General features: G+C 38.7%; 21 protein-coding genes and 1 other RNA gene. 10 read left to right on the forward strand and 12 right to left on the reverse strand.

Annotation, left to right across the window (positions count from 1 at the left end; all coding sequences use genetic code 11):
* The first annotated feature begins 64 nt into the window (after window positions 1-64).
* The 3 genes from HUO09_RS18885 to HUO09_RS18895 all read left to right on the forward strand — a co-directional run bounded on the left by HUO09_RS18885 (window position 65) and on the right by HUO09_RS18895 (window position 4,973).
* A complete protein-coding gene (locus HUO09_RS18885; RefSeq protein ID WP_188235004.1) occupies window positions 65-976 on the forward strand; it encodes a LysR substrate-binding domain-containing protein in 912 nt (303 codons plus the stop codon).
* A 94-nt stretch (window positions 977-1,070) separates the two neighbouring features.
* Window positions 1,071-2,774: a bifunctional 2-polyprenyl-6-hydroxyphenol methylase/3-demethylubiquinol 3-O-methyltransferase UbiG gene (locus HUO09_RS18890; protein WP_188235005.1), complete on the forward strand. Its 1,704-nt coding sequence runs from the start codon at window positions 1,071-1,073 to the stop codon at window positions 2,772-2,774.
* A 636-nt stretch (window positions 2,775-3,410) separates the two neighbouring features.
* Window positions 3,411-4,973: a P-loop ATPase, Sll1717 family gene (locus HUO09_RS18895; protein WP_188235006.1), complete on the forward strand. Its 1,563-nt coding sequence runs from the start codon at window positions 3,411-3,413 to the stop codon at window positions 4,971-4,973.
* A 637-nt stretch (window positions 4,974-5,610) separates the two neighbouring features.
* Here the strand turns inward: HUO09_RS18895 and HUO09_RS18900 are convergent.
* The 8 genes from HUO09_RS18900 to smpB all read right to left on the reverse strand — a co-directional run bounded on the left by HUO09_RS18900 (window position 5,611) and on the right by smpB (window position 13,097).
* Window positions 5,611-5,916, reverse strand: coding sequence for a hypothetical protein (locus HUO09_RS18900; protein WP_188235007.1), 306 nt, complete (start codon window positions 5,914-5,916; stop codon window positions 5,611-5,613).
* Window positions 5,917-5,920: 4 nt separating this feature from the next.
* Window positions 5,921-6,883: an integrase domain-containing protein gene (locus HUO09_RS18905; RefSeq protein ID WP_188235008.1), complete on the reverse strand. Its 963-nt coding sequence runs from the start codon at window positions 6,881-6,883 to the stop codon at window positions 5,921-5,923.
* Between the two features lie 954 nt (window positions 6,884-7,837).
* On the reverse strand, window positions 7,838-9,067 hold the full coding sequence (locus HUO09_RS18910) for a VapE domain-containing protein (protein WP_188235009.1): 1,230 nt from the start codon (window positions 9,065-9,067) through the stop codon (window positions 7,838-7,840).
* Window positions 9,068-9,075: 8 nt separating this feature from the next.
* Window positions 9,076-9,273: an AlpA family transcriptional regulator gene (locus tag HUO09_RS18915; RefSeq protein ID WP_188235010.1), complete on the reverse strand. Its 198-nt coding sequence runs from the start codon at window positions 9,271-9,273 to the stop codon at window positions 9,076-9,078.
* Between the two features lie 98 nt (window positions 9,274-9,371).
* The gene (locus HUO09_RS18920) at window positions 9,372-10,592 is read right to left on the reverse strand and encodes an integrase domain-containing protein (RefSeq protein ID WP_188235011.1); all 1,221 of its coding nucleotides are present in this window, start codon (window positions 10,590-10,592) and stop codon (window positions 9,372-9,374) included.
* Between the two features lie 166 nt (window positions 10,593-10,758).
* Window positions 10,759-11,991: an integrase domain-containing protein gene (locus HUO09_RS18925; RefSeq protein ID WP_188235012.1), complete on the reverse strand. Its 1,233-nt coding sequence runs from the start codon at window positions 11,989-11,991 to the stop codon at window positions 10,759-10,761.
* Between the two features lie 185 nt (window positions 11,992-12,176).
* Window positions 12,177-12,544, reverse strand: a transfer-messenger RNA (tmRNA) gene (gene ssrA / locus HUO09_RS18930).
* Window positions 12,545-12,611: 67 nt separating this feature from the next.
* Entirely contained in the window at window positions 12,612-13,097 is a 486-nt protein-coding gene (smpB, locus tag HUO09_RS18935; protein WP_112404473.1) for an SsrA-binding protein SmpB, read from the reverse strand.
* 171 nt (window positions 13,098-13,268) lie between these two features.
* Here smpB and HUO09_RS18940 point away from each other — a divergent pair, with 171 nt between their 5' ends.
* Both HUO09_RS18940 and HUO09_RS18945 read left to right on the forward strand, forming a co-directional pair.
* Window positions 13,269-13,700 carry an SRPBCC family protein gene (locus HUO09_RS18940; protein WP_167411918.1) on the forward strand — a complete coding sequence of 144 codons (432 nt, stop codon included), beginning with the start codon at window positions 13,269-13,271 and terminating at the stop codon, window positions 13,698-13,700.
* Window positions 13,700-14,014: an RnfH family protein gene (locus HUO09_RS18945; protein ID WP_188235013.1), complete on the forward strand. Its 315-nt coding sequence runs from the start codon at window positions 13,700-13,702 to the stop codon at window positions 14,012-14,014. Before HUO09_RS18940 ends, HUO09_RS18945 begins: the two co-directional genes overlap by 1 nt.
* Window positions 14,015-14,106: 92 nt before the next feature.
* On the opposite strand, the gene bamE is transcribed toward HUO09_RS18945, so the two are convergent.
* Both bamE and recN read right to left on the reverse strand, forming a co-directional pair.
* The gene (gene bamE, locus HUO09_RS18950; protein ID WP_167411920.1) at window positions 14,107-14,466 is read right to left on the reverse strand and encodes an outer membrane protein assembly factor BamE; all 360 of its coding nucleotides are present in this window, start codon (window positions 14,464-14,466) and stop codon (window positions 14,107-14,109) included.
* 152 nt (window positions 14,467-14,618) lie between these two features.
* Complete coding sequence (gene recN / locus HUO09_RS18955) at window positions 14,619-16,283, reverse strand: DNA repair protein RecN (protein WP_188235014.1); 1,665 nt, start codon at window positions 16,281-16,283, stop codon at window positions 14,619-14,621.
* A 730-nt stretch (window positions 16,284-17,013) separates the two neighbouring features.
* Here recN and tnaA point away from each other — a divergent pair.
* The 5 genes from tnaA to pdxY all read left to right on the forward strand — a co-directional run bounded on the left by tnaA (window position 17,014) and on the right by pdxY (window position 22,454).
* A complete protein-coding gene (gene tnaA, locus HUO09_RS18960; RefSeq protein ID WP_167411922.1) occupies window positions 17,014-18,432 on the forward strand; it encodes a tryptophanase in 1,419 nt (472 codons plus the stop codon).
* 231 nt (window positions 18,433-18,663) lie between these two features.
* A complete protein-coding gene (locus HUO09_RS18965; protein ID WP_188235015.1) occupies window positions 18,664-19,878 on the forward strand; it encodes an aromatic amino acid transporter in 1,215 nt (404 codons plus the stop codon).
* A 72-nt stretch (window positions 19,879-19,950) separates the two neighbouring features.
* On the forward strand, window positions 19,951-20,334 hold the full coding sequence (locus HUO09_RS18970) for a Rid family detoxifying hydrolase (protein WP_167411924.1): 384 nt from the start codon (window positions 19,951-19,953) through the stop codon (window positions 20,332-20,334).
* Window positions 20,335-20,457: 123 nt separating this feature from the next.
* Complete coding sequence (locus HUO09_RS18975) at window positions 20,458-21,579, forward strand: porin (RefSeq protein ID WP_188235016.1); 1,122 nt, start codon at window positions 20,458-20,460, stop codon at window positions 21,577-21,579.
* Window positions 21,580-21,599: 20 nt separating this feature from the next.
* On the forward strand, window positions 21,600-22,454 hold the full coding sequence (gene pdxY / locus HUO09_RS18980; RefSeq protein ID WP_188235017.1) for a pyridoxal kinase PdxY: 855 nt from the start codon (window positions 21,600-21,602) through the stop codon (window positions 22,452-22,454).
* Window positions 22,455-22,518: 64 nt separating this feature from the next.
* On the opposite strand, the gene HUO09_RS18985 is transcribed toward pdxY, so the two are convergent.
* Window positions 22,519-22,662 (reverse strand): hypothetical protein, encoded by a 144-nt coding sequence (locus tag HUO09_RS18985; protein ID WP_167411927.1) that lies wholly within the window; start codon window positions 22,660-22,662, stop codon window positions 22,519-22,521.
* A gap of 126 nt (window positions 22,663-22,788) precedes the next feature.
* Window positions 22,789-23,673: an NAD(+) kinase gene (nadK, locus tag HUO09_RS18990; RefSeq protein ID WP_167411928.1), complete on the reverse strand. Its 885-nt coding sequence runs from the start codon at window positions 23,671-23,673 to the stop codon at window positions 22,789-22,791.
* Window position 23,674 lies beyond the last annotated feature (1 nt).

The following is a 23,674-nucleotide window of genomic DNA, read 5'->3' on the forward strand; positions in this document are numbered from 1 at the left end:
TTTACCTTTTGTTAACAATCGATAAAAATTATCAGCAGTGTTTAGTAAAACTATAAGCAAGACTATGTTAAAGAGTTCCCAAGTATCAGCGTTACACACCTTCATGTTAGTTGCTCAGTATCCAAGTTTCAGTGCAGCAGCAAAGGAATTACACATAACGACTGGCGCAATTAGCCAGCAGTTACTCCAACTGGAATCGAAAATAGGTTTTAGTCTATTTGAACGCCATTCGCGAGGAGTGAAATTAACTGAAGCAGGAGAGACACTTAGAGCGGTTGTCCAACGCAGTTTCCACGATATCGAAGAGTCATTACATAACTTGGAACAACGCGAGAATCGCAAAGAGATTCGCTTGAAGTTAACACCTTCATTAGCGTTCAAATGGTTGTTACCCAAGCTTGAAGATTTCTATCATCAGAACCCTGAAATTCAGGTGCAGTTGTTCGCAGAAGGGGCGCTGGTGGACAGTGAAAGAAAAGATTTCGATCTCGCTATAGATTACGGCCCTTTCCCTTACAACAGAAAAAACTCAGAGCTGCTTATGGCGGAATCGCTACTGCCTGTTATTAGTCCATCCTATTTAAAGGCTCACCCATGGCTTGAACATATTGGTAAGAATCAAAACTACTGGGATGAGGTGAATTTACTTCATGACGCAATGCCTTGGGCAAAAGCCCCAAGAGACTATGAGTGGCTCTATTGGGCCTCCGAAATGGGGGTTGAAATTTCTACTCTCAAAGGGCACTTCTTTAATCGCACTGATATGGCGATGTCCGCTGCTGAAGCTGGGGTAGGGATTGCCATGGCTCGCTCAATGCTGCTGCAAAATGAACTAGAAACAGGCAAGCTCATTTCACCATTCAAACCCATACCAGCCAACGCAGGGTACTTTTTGATCACCCATAACCCAAATGAAACCACTGCTATTTTTACTGATTGGTTGAAAAGACAAGTTAGAGACAATGAGGTTGGGTGAGCTGTCTCATGTTTGCTCATACTTTTATCAAACTTTCTCGCGTTAAAAGCAGCCACGACTTATGATTTAGAAAACTGAATTTTAAGAGCTTGCGATGTCACTACATTCTGATTTCTATAACAAAAATGCTCAAGCTCTGTGCTCTCAGTACGATGCTTTGAGATTTGAAGATGTACATCAGTCGTGGTCACGTTACTGGCCTGCTTTTGGTTCAAAAGTGTTGGATTTAGGCGCTGGCTCGGGGCGAGATGCTAAATGGTTTGAAGAGCAAGGATGTGAGGTGTTTGCTGTAGAACCTAGCGAAGCTATGCGAACACTAGGTCAAAAGAAAACAGGGTTAAACGTTTCATGGTTAGATGATGCTTTGCCTGCTCTATCTAAAACTGAAAATTTGGGCATCCAGTTTGACTTAATTTTGGTTAGTGCTGTTTGGATGCATATCCCCCCTAGTTATCGGGAAAGAGCATTTCGTAAGCTTTCAAACCTATTGGCACCTTATGGGAAGTTGGTGATTTCTTTGCGTCATGGTCAATTTGATGATGGTCGCAAAAGCTATGAAGTATCCGTTGAGGAACTGGAAGCGTTGTCGAAAAGCAGCGCGCTTCACGTCACACAGGTTACTGAGAGTGACGATTCTATGAAGCGACGCTCCGTATGGTGGGAAACCGTTGTCATGACTCTGCCTGATGATGGTTCTGGCGATCTTAAGAAAATTCGTCACATCATAGTGAACGACAGTAAATCAGCTACGTATAAGTTGGCACTGCTTCGAACACTATTAAGAATCGCTGATGCTCACTCTGGGGCAGTAATTGATCGCAGCGACGGGAAAGTAGCTATTCCACTTGGACTTGTCGCTTTGTATTGGATTCGACAATTTAAACGGCTGATTGATAAAGAAGACATTCAGCAAAATTCGAATTCATCAATGGGATTGGGTTTTATTAAGTCGGATGGGTGGGGAAAACTCAAAGAGTTTAATCTGGGGGCTGATGATTTATCTATAGGTGCTATGTTCCTTGGTGAACAAGCTAAAGCGTTTGATAAAACGATTAGAGATTCAATCGCAACGATTAAAGACAATCCAGTAAAGTTTACTTATCAAGGTAGAGCAGAAAACAGAAAAACTTACTTTACTGTAGAAAGAGAAAGGTCTAACCATGGAGATTCGATCGTCATAGATAGTTTATTTCTACAAAGCTACGGGAAGTTTGTTCTGGATGAAAGCTTGTGGGATTGCTTTCGCTTATACCACTCATGGATCGAGCCTTTGGTTATCAATCAGTGGATAAAAGAAATGCAGCGTTTTAAGAGAAACAGAGATCGAGAAATTTCACTGCAAACTTACTATGATTGCTTAGTTTGGATTGATAAAGATCACGACACAAGAGATGTCCGAAAACGCGTTGAACAGTTGCGTAAGCAAGATATAGATATTCATAGTGTATGGAGTGGGAGCAAACTCAGAAATGAGTTCCATGTCGATCACTGTTTGCCGTTTACCTATTGGCCAAATAACGATAAATGGAACTTGTTACCAACAACTACTGAAGAGAATTTGAGTAAAAGCGATAAGGTGCCTACTGCACATCGCTTGCATGACTCGAAACAGCGTGTTCTTGATTGGTGGCAATTGGCTTGGGGCGAAAATACGATTTTGAAGTCTCGATTCTTTTCAGAAGCGTCATTGTCTCTTCCAACACTTCCACATCAATGTTCTGAGTTTGAAGAAGTATTTGAAGCTATGGGGTTGCAAGTAAAAGGTGTGAAAAGCCGTTTACTTATCAACGAGTGGTAACAAAAAGGGCGATAACTCTAAGAGTTATCGCCCTTTCCAAACGTTTGGTGGAGCTGGCGACAGTTGGCTACTCATACTAACTACATGATTATAAATAATAAAAAACTATAATTTTATCGCAGTGTTCCTTCCAGTGTTCCTAAAATTAATCGCTAAAACAATACTCTATTAAATAAATTCTAATAGTGTGACTTAGATCGCTCTTGGCTTTTAGAGCGTAAGTAAGCTTGACCCTACTCTCAAGATAAGTAACGTTCGCTGTATGTGGAAGAAATAGAAACTCCATTCAGTGTGTCGCGGCTTTTCTATTGACTAAATATCACAAATCGAATGATCAGCTTAAATTACTCAGAGACTTACATACGAGCAAGCAAATTTAAAATACTGAGCGATGAGGGTAGCGCATCAGTCGCCACAGACTTGCACAAGATATGCTCATTTAGCTTCTCGTAAGTTGAGATAGGTCAGTGCTAAGTGTGGCTGAGTTGATGGAGGGTAGAGTCAAGAATAGGTATTAAAATAGTATGCTAAATTTCTTACTATTTTTTGATAACTTTGATCTTTAGGTACATTTTTTTTTCTTACAGATATAAAATGAGCGGTTAAATACAGTTGGCAGAAAAATAATTAGGCTATATGACAAGCTATAAATTTAGAAATAACGATATAATCGGAAATTTGGATGCAGAAACCGACACATTCTTAGATGATTGCTTCTATGAGTCGGCTGTGTTCAAGGGTATTGTAAACTTCGATCCAAGTACTGCAAATCCTGACTTCCCAAGACGTGTAATAGTAGGCCGGACTGGAAGTGGTAAAACTGCTCTGTTAAAACAAATCGTAGCTCATGGCAATGTTAAGGTTCACGATACAATTGAGGCAGAAAATACAGTCTTTGAACATATTAACAATAACCGTTTTGTGTCAGATCTAATCCGCAATGGTATTGATCTAAGGGCGTTCTATAAATCTTTGTGGATTCATGTATTGCTGGTTAAAGTCATCAATCAATTATACAGGTCCTCTTATACTAGTTTTTTTGAATACATTGGAAATCTAGGTAACTCAACTAAGAAACGTTATAAGCCTGAAATAGTCAAAGAGTATCTAAATGCTTACAAAGACAATTTCTTTAATGACAATGTTGTTACAGAGATTACAGAAAAAATGCAACATGAGCTATCCGGCAAAGCGAAATTCGAGTTTGGTGAGTTAGGAGGAAAGGTTAGTGATGAATCTATGCAGAAAGTACAACGAGAAACATCTAGCTATGTAAGTCGTGAACTCATTAGAAAACAGAAAGAATTAATTAAAATTATAAAAGAAGAGTTCTCTGATGATCGCCAGCAAAATAGAATTATTATTAGTATTGATGATCTTGATAAATCTTGGTTAAGCGCAAGTGGTATTAGACACGACTTTATAAATGCCTTACTGGAAGCGTTTAAAGAGCTTCTAGACATCAAATCGGTAAAAATATTAATATCTATACGGACAGATATTTTGATGGGAATTTATCAGAATAACTTGAGACAAGATGAGAAAGACCAGTCTCTAATTTATGCTATTTCTTGGGATAGGAGTCAAATAAGGGAAATCTTAGATCGTCGTATCAGTAAGTTAATAAAAAATCAATATCGAGGCAGTGAAAAAGTCACTCTTAAAGAGTTATTCAATTTTTATGTTGTTGATCAGAAAGCTGATGACTTTATCTTGGATAGGACTATGTTGCGACCTCGTGATGCCATTGATTTTGTTAATTCTTGCTTATCTGAATGCAATGAAAAGATAACCTTAAGTGAAAATATTGTGTTAGAGGCAGAGGAAAAATATTATTCCAAAAGAAAAAGAGCTTTGGAAAAGGAATGGATTAGTATTTTCCCACATATTAGAAATTACTTAGACGCCCTTTCATTTATATCAGTCAAAGAATTCTCAATATCGAATTTAGATACAAGCATTATCGACAAAACTTTAAATTTTTTACTAGAAAGACCGAATGAAAGCTTAGACGATGAAATGCATAATAACCGACTAATAAATTTCGATGAGCTTGTAAAAGTATGGTTCACAATTGGAGTTGTTGGCTTTAAAAAATCAAATTCTTTGACTATCTATACTTCATTTGATAAGCAGGAATTAGATATTACAGATCTTAATAAGACATTCCAAATTCACCCGCTATTCTATAGGTATTGATGCTCCCAATATATTCCAATCTAAAATTCTAGAACAACGCTGGGTCGGTCTTACCAGACTGACTCTGTAACCTCACTTTAAGATTACGTTGCCTAACTTTTAGCATGATTTAGTCTCAGCAACTTTGTCGACGGCGTCGTCGAGGTCGTTATATGCACTTCAACGCGAATATGGTATCTAGGTTGAAAAATTGTGCATACCGTTTCACGGTATGATTTATATGTGTGTTTGTACTAAGGTTCATTGCCGTGAGGTTAAAGCAGAATTGAAGTGTGTTAATGTAGATTTTTAAAAAGGTAAGTATTTGTTGGACAAGATTCAGGTGTAGATATCGGAAAAACACAAACAAAAAGCCTGACGACTTCCTCCATTAGGGGTTAATTGTTTATTAGTCAAAACTTTGGACTTAGTTTGGTTTACCAAAAAAATTTCATTGCTTATTTTAAGACTTTCTCATAGCGCTAACCTTATTTCCAGTTTGAGTAATTAAGTATTTACTAAGTTTTAAATTAAACATCAAGAGTTTCCATGAAAGCCTAAATATTTAATTAATAAACCCTAATGTTTCAAGTAAGTTAATTCTCCAAAATATATTAATACCTTAATTACTCAGTATAATAATGAAAAATACAGAACATTAGTTTGAATTAGTAGTACTTTTCGGCTTGGGTACACTAATTTTTGAGTTGAAAACTTCAAAAAATAGCCTAATTATAAGGTACTTTTCATATCTGACCTTATCCGAATCAGTATTTCTTCTCCAGTAGCCGATTATCTGCCTGCGGCCTATTGCTTCTAACTTTTCTGAACCTTCATTCTTAAATATGTCATTTAAAACAGTAACTAATCTTTTTATTTGTTTTTTCTTATATATGGATTTTTTACCTTTTTTTGTATAAGAACGCATTGTTTGAAGAATTCTGAAATGTGTCTGTGGATGCATAATTTTACCCTAGATATGAATTGGTTATTGATACACGGCAATGCCCTAGATATTCTGCTATTTCCATTCTTACTTTTAAATCTCTAAGTCTAGCCTCATCTTTTGATATTCCTAGCTTTTCAGATATATATTTAAATCTATGTTTATGATTAATATTCGATTGTATTGGTGATTTGACGCCCATAGCAAATTCATAATATTTATTTGCAAAAAAATGGCGATTACCGTGGAAATTTATATTTAATTTTTTAGAAGTTTCATAGCATTGATTCTGATATTGACGCCACGAGAGTTCTCTAGGTACTAAAGATTCCTCATCTCCTTGTATAGCAATTGCTTTGTTTAAAATTTCTCTTTGGCTTTCACTTATTCTGCCTAAAAATCTCGGACGTCCCCCTTTTGTTCCAAATTTTATAGGAAATACTTCTTTCCAACCGTCGTAATCTGCTAATGATTTTTTAGGGTTTATTAAACACGATTCTTTAAATCTAAGTCCAAAAGCACGTTGAAGTTCGAGCTGAACAGCTAGCCTAGCAGGAACTTCGTTAATGATTGATGCATGCTGTTCCTCGCTAATACTTCGGTCATGCGTTGCGATTCCACTTTTTTTGGGAAAATATGCATCAACAAAGGGTTCCACTCGACATAACTGGTCCCTTCTGGCTTCAGCCATGGCAACATTTATCGTGGATAAAGCATTATGTATTCTACTTAAACCTACTTCTCCAGACTCATATCTAGAAAGAAGGTGCTGTGAGTAGCTAAAAACATGACTCTTGGTAACAAATCTTAAATCTTTTATTCCAAATTTATCTTTTAAGAATCGGGCAAATTCTTTACATTTATTTTTAGCTTGACCATTTGTGTTGAAACCGTTAGCAGTTAAATGATATGCCGTCGTTAAAGCCCTTCCTAGATCGCGTGATTTAAGTCCAAAATTACGAAGGTTTAATTTTCTATCTTTCATATAAATCCCATTTCAAAATGTTAATTTTCACTCTGAGTGCTCGTAAAACGTATTGGTAAGTGGTGACGCGCATTTGCAATTAATAATCAGGTAGTTGCGCTTCTACAACGGGCTTATTGCATCCCTCTGATTACGTATGAGTGAAGTTTGCGACTTAGGCCGCTTAGTGATGGCTAGTTGGTACTGTTCCACAGTGCACTGTATATGCTTGAATAATGGCATTTCCATTATTCTACAGTCGCCTGAAAGTGAAATTCTTCCATATTCTTCTTGAAATCATTTTTATAATTCAACAATAACTTATTGTTTTTAATGCAATGATGTAGAGGTTTATAGCAGAGCGTTCCGTCGTCTAATCGTGTTTACGATTAGACGACTAGCCATTTAGTCGTTATAACGACAAGGTGGTGTTATGCATAAATAATATGCTGGTAGTTTTCTACTTCACGCCAGTTGAGAGGTGATACGCAGAAATTAAGGTTGGTGAGCACTATGTGCTGAGCAATATATCGCTGGGTAGATGTGAGTATTCACAAGTAGATGGCTGACCTATTATTTTATAGGCTGTGTATAAAGCCTTACACATTTTTACCTTATTGGTAATAGATTATATATTGTTACTTATTTTCTATTAATGCAAGAGGTAAATATCAAGTTATTTTATTTTTTATTGTTTTTTTTGTCATGGTAAATAGAAAACCATGCGACTGCTAGAGTAAATGTAAGTAAAACTAACATTGCTAAAAAGAATGGGAAAGACATATTCATTACCTTTAGATAAGTGAGTCTAATTTTTAATAGTATTGGTTAATATGGTAGGTTAATCAAGTTAATTTTAATATTTATTTGTTGTTCTAAAAAAACGGGAATTACGAAAGTAATATTTATTTCAAAGATAAGAAATTTTCCCCACTCCCCCCACTTAAGTGGGGGGAGTGGGGAAAATTACAATAATCAACTAATTATAATAGGAAATGAATATTCGTATTTTCCGTTTATGAGCCTTCTTTCAATTTTATTAATCCTACTCAAAGCAGCAAGGCTTTTGCCTACAATGCTAGGTGGCGCATTTTCGATTTTGAGTTGATTACATATCTGTGTTGTAGTGAGCCATTCTTTGGGATAAGTCTCACAGTTATCCAAATGATCTGAAAGCATGCTGTACCAAATGCCTTTCTCTTCGTACCTTTCGGATTCTTGTGCAACCAATATACTCTCATTTTTCGTTAGCATCCAACCATACTGATTGTCGTATAAGTATTTTATTTCTAACCAAAATTGCTTTAGTTTCTGTGGGTCTACCAATTCCGTCTTACCGGTAGGATCATATTTCCAACCCAGTATTTCGTTAATTGTATCAATATCCGGAACTTCTTTTAATTCGATGACAGCGTATCTTGTATTTCCAGTATGATCTTTCAAGAAGTTCATCTCATTCACCGTCGCTATTAAGTGTGTTTGGCGACGCTTGTTTATGTCAGTTCTACTATATGGAGGACGAATTGTGTCACTAGACTTAGTAATGAAGGCTTTTAAAGAGCCCTGATTATTTTTTGTCGTACGCTCCAGCTCACCCAGTTCTACAATCCACGAGCGAATTACAGACAATACACTATCTTTGTGGTCGGGGTTGAGTTCAGCTCCTGGCAAAAAACATTTTGGAACTACAGTTGCAATCCGCTCTATAAACGCAGTTTTTTTGAACGACTGCTCACCTCTTAAAACTGGAACCAATTTTGAAGAGAAATTTGATTCGTACAACGATGCTACACAGCCTACGAGCCAACGTTTTAATACAAAATTAGCGATTTCAGGGTTAGCAGAGTTCAAGCAGTTAATCACGGCATCAACACGATTAGTACCATCCCACTCTTCTGTGGATAGCCATTTTTCAACTGGATGATACTCATTTTTTCGCGCTACTGCTTTGAAGTGATCATCGATGGCAATCCGTGGAAAGTTATGTATAGAAGCTAGAGAGATTAATATGCTTCTCGAAATATCATGATCTTGGATGATAAGTCCATTTTGAATTAGTTCATACTCCCAAGTCATCATATTCATCATCGCAGCTAATTTTTCGCTTTTTAGTAGTTCTTCAAAGTTATCTGCCGTGTTTAGAACTTTTGGTTTTCCCGAGTCTGACGTTCCCATGTCAGGAAATTTAATTTTATTCTTTTTCATCTAGTACCTCAGCTTCTGCTTTCCATTCTAGAGTTGAACCATTCTTGAAGCTCTTTAAAGCTCCAACCAACGCTTCTTCCGGTAGGAGAAAGACGAATTTGCTTTGGGAGATTTCCTTCTTTCATTTGGTTATAAATCCATGCCTTGCTACGTCCAGTAAACGTGATTACTTCATCTAAACTTAATATTTTGTCGCTTTCTTTCATTTGAAAAATCCTTATAAGGGAGGTCTGCTTTTAGGTACGTTTTCAGAAATATTTTTCTCCCTTAACCGTGATTTTTTATTGTTTTTAATTTTTAATTTTTAACTTTTAGCTCTTGGATGATCTTTTGAGGTTGAATTTTCAATATAATTACTCCACCAGAGCATCATTTTACGTCTCCGGCTTATATAATCTGCATGGTTATATGCATTGCGGACAGAGTTTTTGTCAGTATGCGCCAATGCCTTTTCAATCAGATCTGGGGAAAAGCCTTTTTCATTTAGAGTCGTGCTAGCAAGTGATCTTAATCCGTGGGCTGTAGTTCTATTTTTAAATCCGATTCTCTTTAAAAGTGAATTGGCAGCTTGGCTATTGATTGATTGCCTGAAGTTGTGTGTGGCAGGGAATATATACTCTCTATGCCCTGTGTATGGCTTAATCTGATTGAGAATTCCCAACGTTTGTTGGGTCAAAGGAACTTCATGAGTCTTTCTATTTTTCATCCGTTCTTTAGGAATAGTCCAAATTTTGTTATTAAAATTAATTTCGTTCCACTTTGCAGCGGCGGCTTCATTTGGACGAGTCATCGTATGTAACTGCCACAGGACTAGAAGCTGGGTAACAATCCTAGCGTTTGAATTGGAAAGATTATCAATGAGTTCAGGTAGTTGATTTGGCTTAAGAGAAGGGTTGTGTGTCTTAGTCGCTTTTTTGAAAGCGCTCTTAATATCGGAAATTGGGTTCGCGTAAATTAAGCCTGTATTTACTGCAAAAACCATAATTTCGTTAAGTCTCTGAGTCAGACGTTTAACAGTGTCGAGTTTGCCTTGATTTTCTAATACTTTTACTACTTCAATAACAATTGGGGCTGTAATTTTAGCGATCGGAGTTTTCCCTAAATATGGGAAAATATGTAGTTCTAGTGAGCGCCATATATCAATAGCATAGTCTGAGCTTACTTTATGTTTCTTTACTTCAAACCAACTTTCAGCCACCTTCTCAAGTGTTTGTTTAATATTAAGAGCTTTCTCTGCATGTAGCTCGTCTCTGTAATCTTTTGGATCAATTTGCTGTGTTAGTAACTCTCTAGATTTAGCTGCTTCTATGCGAGCATTGGCCAGTGACAGGTTAGGATATACTCCCAAACCTAAATTCGTACGTTTATTACTAAAAGGCTTGTAGTAATTGAATAGCCATGACTTTGTTCCATTGGGCTTAATTCTAAGTTTTAAGCCGTTACCATCGACTAAGTAGTATTCTTTTTCTTTAGGTTTTGCTTCTTTTACTTCTGCGGCTGAAAGAGGAAGTGTTCTTTTAGGCATTTTCGTTCCTTTGTCTAATGGTTGGGGGGCTTTAGACTAGAAACGGTAATCTTTAATTAAGTGGTAGGATTAATGTGATTTTTTTTTGTTCGTTCTCAATCACCGAAAACCGACAGAGTCGTTTTCGGCGTTGATTCGAAGGAATAAAGGGATTCGCATGGTTAATTCATAGATAATTTTTAAATCCAACGATGGACAGGTTCCCTATACTGGCTTGTTCAATATGTTCACTCCACCAACACATCACGGTTCTGCGTCTTTCTAAATAATCAGTTCGGTTATAAACACTTCTTACTTTATTCGAATCTACGTGGGCCAACGCAGCTTCAATAAGGTCTACTTCGAATCCTTGATCATTAAGAGTCGTACTCGCTAATGCTCGTAATCCATGAGCAGTAGTGCGGTCTTTAAACCCCATCCTCTTAAGGGCTGCGTTTGCCGTTTGGCTATTTGCACATTTGTTTTGGGCTCGATCTGCTGGAAACACGTATTCTTTATTTCCACTAATTGGTTTGATTGCTTCCAGCATAGCAATAGTTTGAGGGGTTAAAGGGACTCTGTGTTCGGTTTTCTTTTTCATTCTTTCTAGAGGAATTGTCCAAATTTTTTGTGTGAAATCTATTTCATCCCAACGAGTTCCTGCTGCTTCATTCGGTCTTACCATTGTGTGTAATTGCCACTCAATTAGAAATTTTGTTACTCGTTTTGTATTTGAACTATGAATCGTAGCCATTAGCTCCGGAAGTTGTTCTGGCTTTAAAGAAGGATTGTTTTGCTTTGTTGCTGTTCTGAACGCCGCTTTGATACCGGATATAGGGTTTGCTGTAATCACTCCTGTGTTTACGGCAAAGTCCATAATCTCATTCAGTCGTTGATTGACTCTTTTTACAGTATCTAGCTTCCCTTGTGCTTCAATTGGACGAATTGCTTCGATGACGATTGGTGCAGTAATGTTATCAATAGGTATATTTTGTAGAGTTGGAAAAACATGAAGTTCTAAAGATCGCCATATATCAACACCATGATCATGGCTTACCTCGTGTTTTTTAACCTCGAACCATTTTTGAGCCACTTTCTTTAACGTGCTCTCTAGACTTTCTACTTTTTTTAAGTGTATTGAATCTCTGTGTTCTTTTGGATCGATATTAAGAGCAAGTAGCTCTCTTGCTTTGGCCGCTTCTTTTCGCGCATTTGCTAAAGAAAGGTTCGGATAGACACCCAAGCTTAAGTTAGTTCGTTTACCATTCGCTGGTTTATGATAATTGAATAACCAACATTTAGATCCATTAGGTTTGATGCGAAGTTTTAGTCCTTGTCCATCAACTAAGGAGTATTCTTTATTTTGGGGTTTTGCTTCTTTAACTTGTGTTGCATTAAGAGGGGTAGTTTGTCGTGCCATTGGAACACCTTTTAGGAACACTAAAAATGAGAATATTTGTTTGTGTTCCTAACAGTGTTCCCAAAACACGGGGACTTTACAATACTTAGAAAAACTTAAAGAGACTTCATATTATCGTAAGTTATTGATTTTTTGTTATGGTAGGTAAGAAAAAAGACGTCCTTAGACGTCTTTAAACTATGATTTGGTGGAGCTGGCGGGATTTGAACCCGCGTCCGAAAATCATTCATCATTGGTACTACATGCTTAGTCGATCTTTAATTTCACCACCCACCTGCGAACCGACACGCTAATGAATGACTATCCTGAATTATAATTCGCTGTTCATCTCTCAGGCGGGAGAATCCGAGCTAGCTAGTTTGGGTTTGACTCTTTGTAATTCCCCGTCTTACAAGCGGAAGCTAGGGCAAAGAGGCTCTCAGCAGGGTATTAAGCTGCTAGTGCGTAGTTTTCGTCGTTTGCGACTATTTTTTTGCGGTTTGTTAACGAGGCCTACCGCACCTCGGCATGCACCTCAGACTTCAAAATTCCCGTCGAATCCAGAATCAGCCCCAAGGTTGTTGATGCATAGTACCAGAAAAGCATTGCCTGTCTAGCGCTGTGCGTCTGTTTGGTCAAGATTAACGCAATGAGCTCTTCATTACGCGTGCTTTCTCTCTTGCCCAATCTTTTTCTTTTAAATCATCACGTTTATCGTGAAGCTTTTTACCTTTCGAAACGCCAACTTTGAGTTTTACCCAAGAGCGAGACCAGTAAAGAGACAATGCTGTTAAAGTCATACCTTCACGGTTAATTCGACCGAATAGGTTATCGAGTTCACGACGGCTTAATAGCAGTTTACGTACACGAGTAGGGTTAGCAACAACATGCGTTGAGGCTTGTTGTAGCGGAGTAATAGTCATCCCAGAAATAAAAGCTTCTCCGTCTCGCATGAAAACGTAGCTTTCAGCGATATTAGCTTTGCCTTGACGAAGAGATTTAACTTCCCAGCCTTGTAGCTCTAGCCCTGCTTCTACTTCATCTTCAATAAAGTATTCATGGCGAGCTTTTTTATTAAGCGCGATAGTGTTGCTACCCGCTTTTGTCTTTGAATTTTTCTTTACCATAGTGGGCGCATTATACGGATTTGGTGATTAGATAGGAAATGCTTTTCTTTGCGTAGCATAAGGTTAACTGCGCTGCCTAACAAGTGGCAATGTGCAGTTACTTGAGGTGACATAAGTATGACAGTACAATCAGCGCTAACCGATATGTCCGGGTAATGATGAGGAGTAAAGATGAAACAAATTAGTCGTTCTGCGTTGGTATCGTTTAGTGCAGAGCAGATGTTTCATTTAGTTAATGATGTCGCTCGCTACCCTGAATTCTTGCCGGGTTGCTCAGGTACTCGTGTATTGGAATCATCGCCAGAGGCAATGATAGCATCTGTAGATGTCTCTAAAGCCGGTATAAGCAAAACATTTACAACATCAAACGAGTTGCGTCATGGCGAATCGATCATGATGAGTTTGGTGGATGGACCGTTTAAAACTTTACGCGGGGGATGGCATTTCACGCCACTTGACGAACAGGCTTGTAAGGTCGAACTGAAGTTAGAGTTTGAGTTCTCAAGTAAAATGATTGAACTGGCTTTTGGTAAAATTTTTAATGAGCTAACCGGTAACATGGTTAATGCCTTCACTAAACGCGCAAAACAGGTTTACGCATAATGAGTATTGAATCGGATATCATCCATGTTGATGTTGTATATGCTTTGCCACATGAGCAGCGAGTGATGAATCTTGTGGTAAACAAAGATATGACCGTAGAAGAGATCATTCAGACTTCAGGCATTTTGTCTTTGTATCCAGAGATTGATTTGAAAGTAAACAAAGTGGGTGTGTTTAGCCGCAATGTGAAGCTTAACTCAACAGTGCGTGACAGAGACAGAATTGAAATTTATCGCCCGTTATTGGCTGACCCGAAAGAGATTCGTCGTAAGCGAGTAGAGCAACAAAGAGCTCAAGCAGCCAGTTCGAAATAATGTATGTGAATAAAAAAGAGCTTGTATTAAACAAGCTCTTTTTTGCATTTAAGATCTGAAACTCTGAACAGAAACCTTATTTGAGTATCACTCTAGTTGATTCCTTCAAAAAACGAATCACCAGCGGGGAAGTCACCAGAAACGTTTGTCAAAGTACCCGAAGGGTTGAAATTGACGATAAGGTTTTTTTGCTCAGGATCGTTGTGTCCTTGAGTATGGTGATAGATGTAATACCAAGTATCAGGGTAACCATTTTCTACCAACATTGGAGATCCAAGAACGAAACGAACCTGTTCTTTGCTCATACCAAATTTCAATTTATTTACGGATTCTTGTTCAACATAGTTGCCTTGGTTGATGTCGATTCGATAAACCAATTTTTCTAGTAATGAGCAGCCAGACAAGGTAGTCACTGCTAGGGGAATGGCAATCAGCCATTTGGTAAACTGCATATTCAAACTTCTATAAACCGTAAAATAAAACTCGCAAGATAATAAACAAGCTCACGGCGAATGTAAAAACATCAAATCGCTATGAGCTAGTTGAGACTACGAATTTTGAATTTGGTTGCAAAGCGTAGACAAAAAATTGCTACTTTTGTGTTCTATGCAGCAATTAATAGCTCTTTTGCGTTGGCCAATGTGGATTCAGTAATCTGACTACCACCAAGCAAGCGAGCGAGTTCAGTGACTCGTTGCTCGTTATCGAGCTTCATCATTTGCGTTTCGGTTTTACTGCCTTTGATTTGCTTTGCAACAAACATTTGGTGATGACCGCAACCCGCAACTTGAGGTAAGTGAGTCACGCAAAGAACCTGTGTTGATTCCCCCAGTTTTCTCAGCATTTTGCCAACTACAGCCGCAGTCGGACCAGAAATACCCACATCCACTTCGTCGAAGATCAAGCTAGGCGTATCCACTTTTTGTGCAGTGATCACTTGGATAGCGAGCGATATACGTGATAGTTCACCACCAGATGCTACTTTCGCAATTGGTTGAAGCGGTTGACCTGCGTTAGTTGACACCAAGAAGGTTACTGAATCGATTCCTAATGGGGTAGGGTGATCCACTTGGCTATTAATATCAATTTTGAATTGGGCTTTTTCCATGCTCAATTCATGCATGCTTTGACTAATCAGTTTATCCAGCTCTTTAGCGTAGCGAATACGAGATTTATTTAACTTCTCTGCTTGAGTAAGAAACTCTTGATACTGTTTTGCTACGTCAGCTTCCAGTTCTGAGAGTTTTTCATCAGAGCTATCAAGTTGCTCAATTTGCTTTAGTAAGTCTTGATGATGCTGATAAAGCTCTTCAGGGAGAACATGATGTTTACGCGAAAGAGACATAATCTTCGAGTAGCGTTCTTCTACATAAGCCATACGCTCAGGATCTACATCAATATGATCGAGATAAGAACGAAGTTCATTATTGGCTTCTTCCAACTGAATAATCGCTTCTGCGATCATATTTGGTAGCGTAGCAAGTGAGCTGTCCATTTCAGCCAGTTCAATTAAGGTATGGCTGGTGGATTGTAATAAGCTGAGTGCATTAACTTCTTCACCTTCATCGATCAAAGTGATCGCTTTCTGGCAGTTCGTTGCAAGATCACCGCTGTTAGATAAGCGCTTATGCTCTAGTTCTATTTCGCTATACTCTTCTTCACCAATTGCCAATTCGTTCAGCTCTTTGATCTGATATTCCAGTAATTGAAGTTGAGCCTGATTTTGCTGACGGTTTTCTTTTAGTTGAGTGAGTTGGTTGTTGGCTTGACGCCAATTCTGATAAGAAACACGGGTACTTTTTAGCAAATTGGTATGATTAGCATATTGGTCCAACATCGCGAGTTGTTGATCTGATTTCATCAGTTGTTGATGTGCGTGCTGCCCATGAATATTTATCAACAGTTGCCCTAACGCTTTTAGCTGAGACCCTGGAACCGGGCTACCATTAATAAAAGCTCTTGAACGACCTTCTTTAGTGATGGTTCTGCGTAGAATACAGTCGTTTCCATCGAGCAAGTCGTTATCTTCAAGCCAGCGTGTAGCTTGAATGTTATTGTCTAAATTGAACGAGGCACTGACTTCGGTTCTATCTTCACCTTGCCTTACCATGCTGGCTTCTGATCGACCACCCAGACATAAACCCAGAGCATCAATTGCGATGGATTTACCTGCACCAGTTTCACCTGTAATCGTTGTCATTCCTTGTGAAAGCTCAAGCTGCAAAGATTTCACAATAGCAAAGTTGTTCACGCTTAAATGAGCCAGCATTTTGTCACCTGTGTAATTAAACAATACTGTATAAAGAGACAGTATATACTGTTTCTTTATACAGTAAAGTGGTGGAAATTAAAAAATGAGTGCCACATTAAATGTGTGAACCGAGTCACATAAGGTGGCGAATCGCGGGGTGACATAATGACGTGCTACTTTATATTTTATTATATTTTTTGTTAAAAAATAGAACGTCACATCATCTATCTTTATGGGTGAAAATATTAATTAATTTTTGAATATCTATTACGAATATTTGAAGATATATTTTTGTGAACTGTAGCTTGTTATCCACTAATTATAGGGATGTTAGTCACATTTACCTTTGGTTTTAATTTACTTGTTTCGTGGTTTATTAAAAAATATGTGCATCAGTTAACCAACTATAACTCATGATGGAATTAGATATGACGAACAATCTAAAAAATCTAGATCAGTTATGGTCAAGCTCATTAGCTTGGTATACGCACGATTATCAAATTTCTATCCTGCCTTCTTTTACACAATTCTAATCTTATCTAGTTAGAGCTGCTACGGCTTCTGACTCGGATCATCTCGTTAAAATTAAAATTTATAACTATCAAGCGAACTTTATTTATTTGGTTTTCTTGTGACGGTTGTTTATTAAATGTTTTTCTTAAAATTATTTAGCTATTTAATTAGCGTGTGTCCCCATGCTTAAAATAATAAATAGTTAATATCAGATATAAAATATAAAGGTATTATTATGCAAAACTTCAAACACTTACCAGAACCATTCCGCATCCGTGTAGTTGAGCCAGTAAGAACAACGACTCGTGAATACCGTGAAGAAGCGATTCTAAAAGCAGGTATGAACCCATTCTTGCTAGACAGTGAAGATGTATTCATTGACCTTCTAACCGACAGTGGTACTGGTGCTATTACCCAAAAAATGCAAGCAGCAATGCTGATGGGTGATGAAGCGTACAGTGGTAGCCGCAGCTACCATGCACTTGCAAATGCCGTTAAAGATATCTTTGGTTACGAGCTAACTATCCCGACTCACCAAGGTCGTGGTGCTGAGCAAATTTACATCCCGATCCTTATCAAGAAACGTGAGAAAGAGAAAGGTCTAGACCGTTCTAAGATGGTTGCTCTATCTAACTACTTCTTCGATACAACTCAAGGACACACTCAAGTTAACTGCTGTGTCGCGAAAAACGTTTATACAGATGATGCATTCGATACTTCTGTGAATGCTGATTTTAAAGGTAACTTCGATTTAGAAAAACTTGAGCTAGCGATTGAAGAAGCGGGTCCAGCCAACGTTCCTTACATTGTAAGTACTATTACTTGTAACTCAGCAGGTGGTCAGCCAGTTTCTATCGCTAACTTAAAAGCTGTTTACGAAATTGCGAAGAAGTACGACATTCCAGTAATTATGGACTCAGCGCGTTACGCAGAAAATGCTTACTTCATTCAGCAACGTGAGCCTGGTTACCAAGACTGGACGATCGAAGAAATTACTCGCGAAACATACAAGTACGCTGATGCACTAGCGATGTCTGCGAAGAAAGACGCAATGGTACAGATGGGTGGCCTACTTTGTTTCAAAGATGAATCAATGATGGATGTTTACACTGAATCTCGTACTCTTTGTGTGGTTCAAGAAGGCTTCCCTACTTACGGTGGTCTAGAAGGCGGCGCTATGGAGCGTTTGGCTGTAGGTCTATACGATGCTATGCGTCAAGAGTGGCTAGAGTACCGTATCAGTCAGGTTCAGTACCTAGTTGATGGTCTAGAAGCTATCGGTGTTGTTTGTCAACAAGCAGGCGGTCACGCAGCATTCGTTGATGCGGGTAAATTGCTACCTCATATTCCAGCAGGTCAATTCCCTGCACACGCTCTAGCATGTGAGCTATACAAAGTTGCAGGTATCCGTGCAGTTGAAATCGGTTCACTATTACTAGGTCGTGACCCTGCGACAGGTAAGCAACATGAGTGTCCAGCTGAATTGCTACGTCTAACAATTCCACGTGCAACTTACACGCAAACACACATGGATTACGTTATCGAAGCATTCCAAAAAGTGAAAGAAAACGCAGCAAACGTTAAAGGCCTTGATTTCACTTACGAGCCACAAGTACTTCGTCACTTCACTGCTCGTTTGAAAGAAGTTGAGTAATTAAACTGATTACGCAATGTAATTAATATCTAGCGCGCCTTTTCCTCTCGTCGAGGCGCGCTCATTATTCTAGTCAATACATTTTTAATATCCATATTCGTATCAAATATAAATTTTTATTTTTGTTTTTATTTTTATTTATTATCAATAATAGATTTAGGTTTTTATTTTATTTCTATTAATAATAGATTTTATTTTTCCAATTACGAAATATTAAGAAGAGACAAAATTATGAATAAAAGTCCATCTTTAATTGGCGGAGCTTGTATCATAGCGAGTGTCTGTGTTGGTGCTGGTATGTTAGGTTTACCGAGTGCTGGTGCTGGAGCCTGGACCCTTTGGTCTTTGATTGCCATTGCTTTCACTATGATTATGATGACAGTATCAGGCTGGATGCTATTAGAAGCTTTTAAACATTACGATTTAAAAGTATCTTTTGATACCGTTACCAAAGATATGTTGGGTAGCAAAGTTAATCACATTAATAACCTAGCTGTATATTTTGTTGGCGGGATTTTATTATACGCATATACAACTTCTGCAGGTCTTATCCTACAAGGTGTTTTAGATATTAATAATAAAATAGCTTCAATATTGTTTGTTGCTATTTTTTCATTGTTTGTTTGGCACTCTACTCGTGCTGTAGACCGTATTTCGGTTGTTCTAATCGCGTTCATGGCCTTAAGCTTCATATTTGGTGTATCAGGCTTAGCCGTGAATATTGACGCTTCAGTCTTATTTGACCGTATCAGCGAAGAATCTAGCTATGCGCCTTACGCAATGGCGATGTTACCTGTCGCTCTTACGTCATTTGGCTACCACCACTCTGTTTCAAGTATGCGTTCTTACTATGGTTGTGAAAACCGAGCTAAGAAAGCGATTCTCGGTGGTACAGCGATTGCGTTAACTTTATATTTCCTATGGATGCTCAGTATCTACGGAAACTTACCTCGTGCAGAGTTTGGACCTGTCATTGAAAAAGGTGGTGATGTAGATGCATTGCTTGCTGCATTAAGCGGAGCAATTGATTCAGACAAAGTTGCAAATGCAATCAACGCATTCTCTATGGCGGCAATTCTTTCTTCCTTCATTGGTGTAGGCTTAGGTGTATTTGACTTCTTAGCCGACTTCTTCAAGTTTGAAGATACAAAGCAAGGTCGCACCAAAACAGCGTTAGCGACTTTCCTACCACCACTAGTATTGTCTTTACTGTTCCCATTCGGATTCGTTGTTGCGATTGGTTATGCAGGTGCTGCCGCTACAGTTTGGGCTTGTCTAACACCTGCGTTTCTGGCGCGTAAATCTCGCACTTTGCAAGGTGGTAACGAAGGCTTTATGGCGCCAGGTGGCAATGCAATGATTGTGGTGCTAATCACTTTTGGTGTGTTGACAGCGGTATTCCACTTTATGTCAATGCTGAACCTACTTCCTGTGTTTACAGGTTAATAAAATAGTGGCCTGTTAACTGTTCAAAACAGGCCAATCTTTTACTTCTTTTAATTAATTTGAGAAATAACAATGGCTGATATTCTTAATACATCAAAAGCCCCTTTGGCAATTGGTCCTTATGTTCAAGGTGTTAATCTAGGTGGTATGGTAATTACTTCAGGTCAATTACCAATTAACCCAGAAACAAAACAGATGCCAGAAGATGTAGCAGAGCAAACGCTACAATCACTAAATAATGCTTTGTCTATCATTGAAGAAGCAGGTCTAAGTGCAAAAAATATCGTAAAAACAACGGTATTTGTAAAAGACTTAAATGACTTTCCTATTGTAAATAAAACGTATGGTGAGTTTTTTGAAAGCCATAACGCTTCTTTCCCAGCTCGTTCTTGCGTAGAAGTGGCTCGTTTGCCAATGGACGCAAAAGTTGAAATTGAAGTAATCGCAACAAAATAAAAGTCGAAGACTCCCCCTATATTCGCCTTTTTAAATAAAAACTAAATAGCATGATATTTTCATTTAATGATTATTTTCATGCTTTTTTTTGTGCCTGATTTTGATTAAATATTGGAATGTGAAATGAGAATAAATCATAAAAAATTATTAGTAATCTCTGGCCTGATGGTTTCGAGCCAAGCTTTTGCTTTAACTATTTATCAAGATGAAACAAATAAAGTTGATGTATCCGGCGCATTTTTAATGGACTATTGGCAGCCAGCTCATTTCCTTGACCACTCTTTTAATACCAGCCGCAGTACTTTAGGTATCGCGATTGAAAATCAACTAGATAATGGTTGGTCTACAGACGTTAAATTTGAGTGGGACACGTTGTTAAATCCGCCATCAAATTCAATTGGCGGTATTGACTCAAAAGGAAATTACTCTACTAGTGGTCACGATCAATTCCGTAGCCGTTTGGGTTACTTCACCGTGAACAATGAAGACTGGGGTAGTGTACGTATTGGTAAGCAATATTCTGCTTACCATGATGTTGCGGGTTACATGGATAACCTAATTGTTTTTGATCCAGATGCGACACCTTTGTTCTCTGATGGTAAAGATGGTGGCTTCATGGCGACCGCCCGAGGCGACAATCTTGTGGTTTACCGTAAGAGCTTTGATGCGCTAAATCTATCCGCTCAATATGGCTTTAATGATGTTTCAAATGTCGCCGGTGATTTAAAGCGAGATAGTAATATGGCTATCGCCGTGAGTTATGACTTTGATTTTGGTTTGAGCTTGGGGGCGACCCATATGCAGAATAAAGTAGATGGTTATGCAGATGCTCTTGATGGCGACTCGCAGCAAATCACTACGCTAGCGGCTAAGTATTCAAATAAGGGACTTCAAGTCTCGGCTGCCGTCACCGCTGGTAAAAAAGCTCATGAAACAGATTTGCTTTACTATCGAGTAACCGAAGGTAATTCGAATCAATATGCAGACGCTACAGCTTATGACTTGTATGCTCATTACTACTTTGATATTGGCCTGCGCCCTTATGTTTATTTGTCTCAGGTCAACTTTGATGACCGTTCATTTAATATTGACGGAGAACGTAGTAGTTACACGCTAGGTTTGAGTTACCATGCAACTCGGCAGTTGATTATTTCTGGTGAAGTGAGAAAAACCGAGGAAGATAATCTAGGTGCTGGTAAGCAAGAAGATACCCTAAGCGGTATGACTGTCCTATATACGTTTTAATTAGTCTTTAAGGTATAACGATGCAAGGTATTCTTTCAATTCAATCACATGTTTCTTATGGACATGCGGGTAACAGTAGTGCTGTATTTCCGATGCAGCGAATGGGCTTCGAAGTATGGCCGATTCATACTGTGCAATTTTCTAACCATACTCAGTACCAACAAGGATGGAAGGGAAGTGTGTTTGCTGCAAATCATATTAGGGAAGTGGTTGATGGTCTGAGTAACATCGGAGCATTGGAAGGATGCCGTGCAGTTCTTACGGGTTATCAAGGTAGTGCAGAGCAGTGTGCTGCTATTGCTGAAATTGTCGAGCAAACACGTTTAGCAAACCCGAGTGCTCTCTATGTATGTGATCCGGTGATGGGTGCGCCTGACAAAGGGTGCATCGTCGCAGACGGTGTTGCTGAACATTTGCTCACAAAACTAATGCCAATGGCGGATGTTATCGTTCCGAATCAATTTGAACTGAGTCAATTTGTCGATATGGAGATCAAAACGCTGGATGATGCGATTTCAGCTTGTCGTAAAGCGTTAACGATGGGACCTAAAATCGTCTTAGTTAAGCATTTATATTGCTTATCGGACAATGAGTTTTCAATGATGTTGGCAGTCGGTGATAAATGTTATTTAGCGCAACGGCCTCAACTTGATTTTGATAAAGCTCTGGTTGGTGTTGGTGACTTGATTTCAGCTGTATTCACTGCAGGACTATTAAAAGGATGGTCAGCGTCACGGGCATTCAAACACTGCAATGAAGCGGTTTATGGCGTAGTGAAACAAACTAAGTTCGCGGATGAATGGGAACTTCAAACGGTAACCGCTCAGAATGAATTTATTGAACCAACAGAGCAGTTCGTTTTGAGAGAGTGTTAAACCTTAAGCAATAAAAAAGACGCTAATTAGCGTCTTTTTTATTTTTTGAATTCGGCTTGGCATTTTATGCCATAGAGATAAGACTTAACAGTCCAATAACCGCAAATGTTGGTACACACATAGCAACCGCAGTCATTGAAGGCGTTAACACTTTACCTAGCTCAAGATTATTTTGACCTTTGAAAATTGATAATAGTGCTGAGTTCATTTTTTCACCGTTAAATAGTTAATTGTCTTTCGTCCTGAGGACAGAGCATATTCTACTTGTTGTGTGAACTGAGTCAACTTTAAGCTTAAATGGTTTTTGGGTTTATCAAAAATAATTTAGTTTTAGTTAGAACAACTTACTTGACCAACCCAGTTTGCTTCTCAACACGCTGTAGTAACTATAATCCTTTGGATGAATCAGCTTAAGTACATTTGGACTCTGGTAAATGATCACTTCATCACCCGGTGATACAGGCAAAGATATTTGTCCATCACAACTCACTTCCTGAGTACCTCTGTTGTCTGGTGACACCACCAACTTAATGCGTCGCTTACCATCAACCACTAAAGGACGACAAGAAAGCGTATGAGGAAACATTGGCACTAGTGTAATCGCATTGAGGCTAGGGGAGACAATAGGACCGCCACCAGAAAGAGAATAGGCTGTGGAGCCTGTTGGGGTAGAAATGATAAGACCGTCTGAACGCTGAGAGAACGCGAACTTGTCATCAATATACACTTCGAACTCGATCATATGGGCAATTTTGCCTGGGTGAAGCACAGCCTCATTCAAAGCAGCATTGTGACTTTTGACTTGTCCATGGCGGTGAACTTCCGCTTCCAGTAAGAAGCGCTCTTCTTCCATATATTCACCTTGCAAGACTGCTTGCAGGTGTGTTTGGAAATCTTCGGGGTTTAGATCCGTCAGAAAGCCTAAGTTGCCGCGATTGACGCCGATAACAGAGATATCAAAGCGAGAGAGCACACGAGCGGCACCCAACATATTCCCGTCACCACCGACAACAATCGCGAGGTCTGCCTTTCTACCAAGTTCGATTAAACTTGAGAAGTGGTCTTGAGGAATATCCGTTAAGATTTCTTTGAGCCTATCGTCAATAAATACGGAATAACCTAGAGTTGTAAGCCATTGATACAATTCTTTGTGAGTCTGAATTGCTTGTTGATCTCTAGGCTTGCCAATGATGGCGATGACTTCAAATGGTTTTTTCATA

The organism is Vibrio sp. Y2-5 (genome assembly GCF_014596725.1).
Taxonomy (GTDB): domain Bacteria; phylum Pseudomonadota; class Gammaproteobacteria; order Enterobacterales; family Vibrionaceae; genus Vibrio.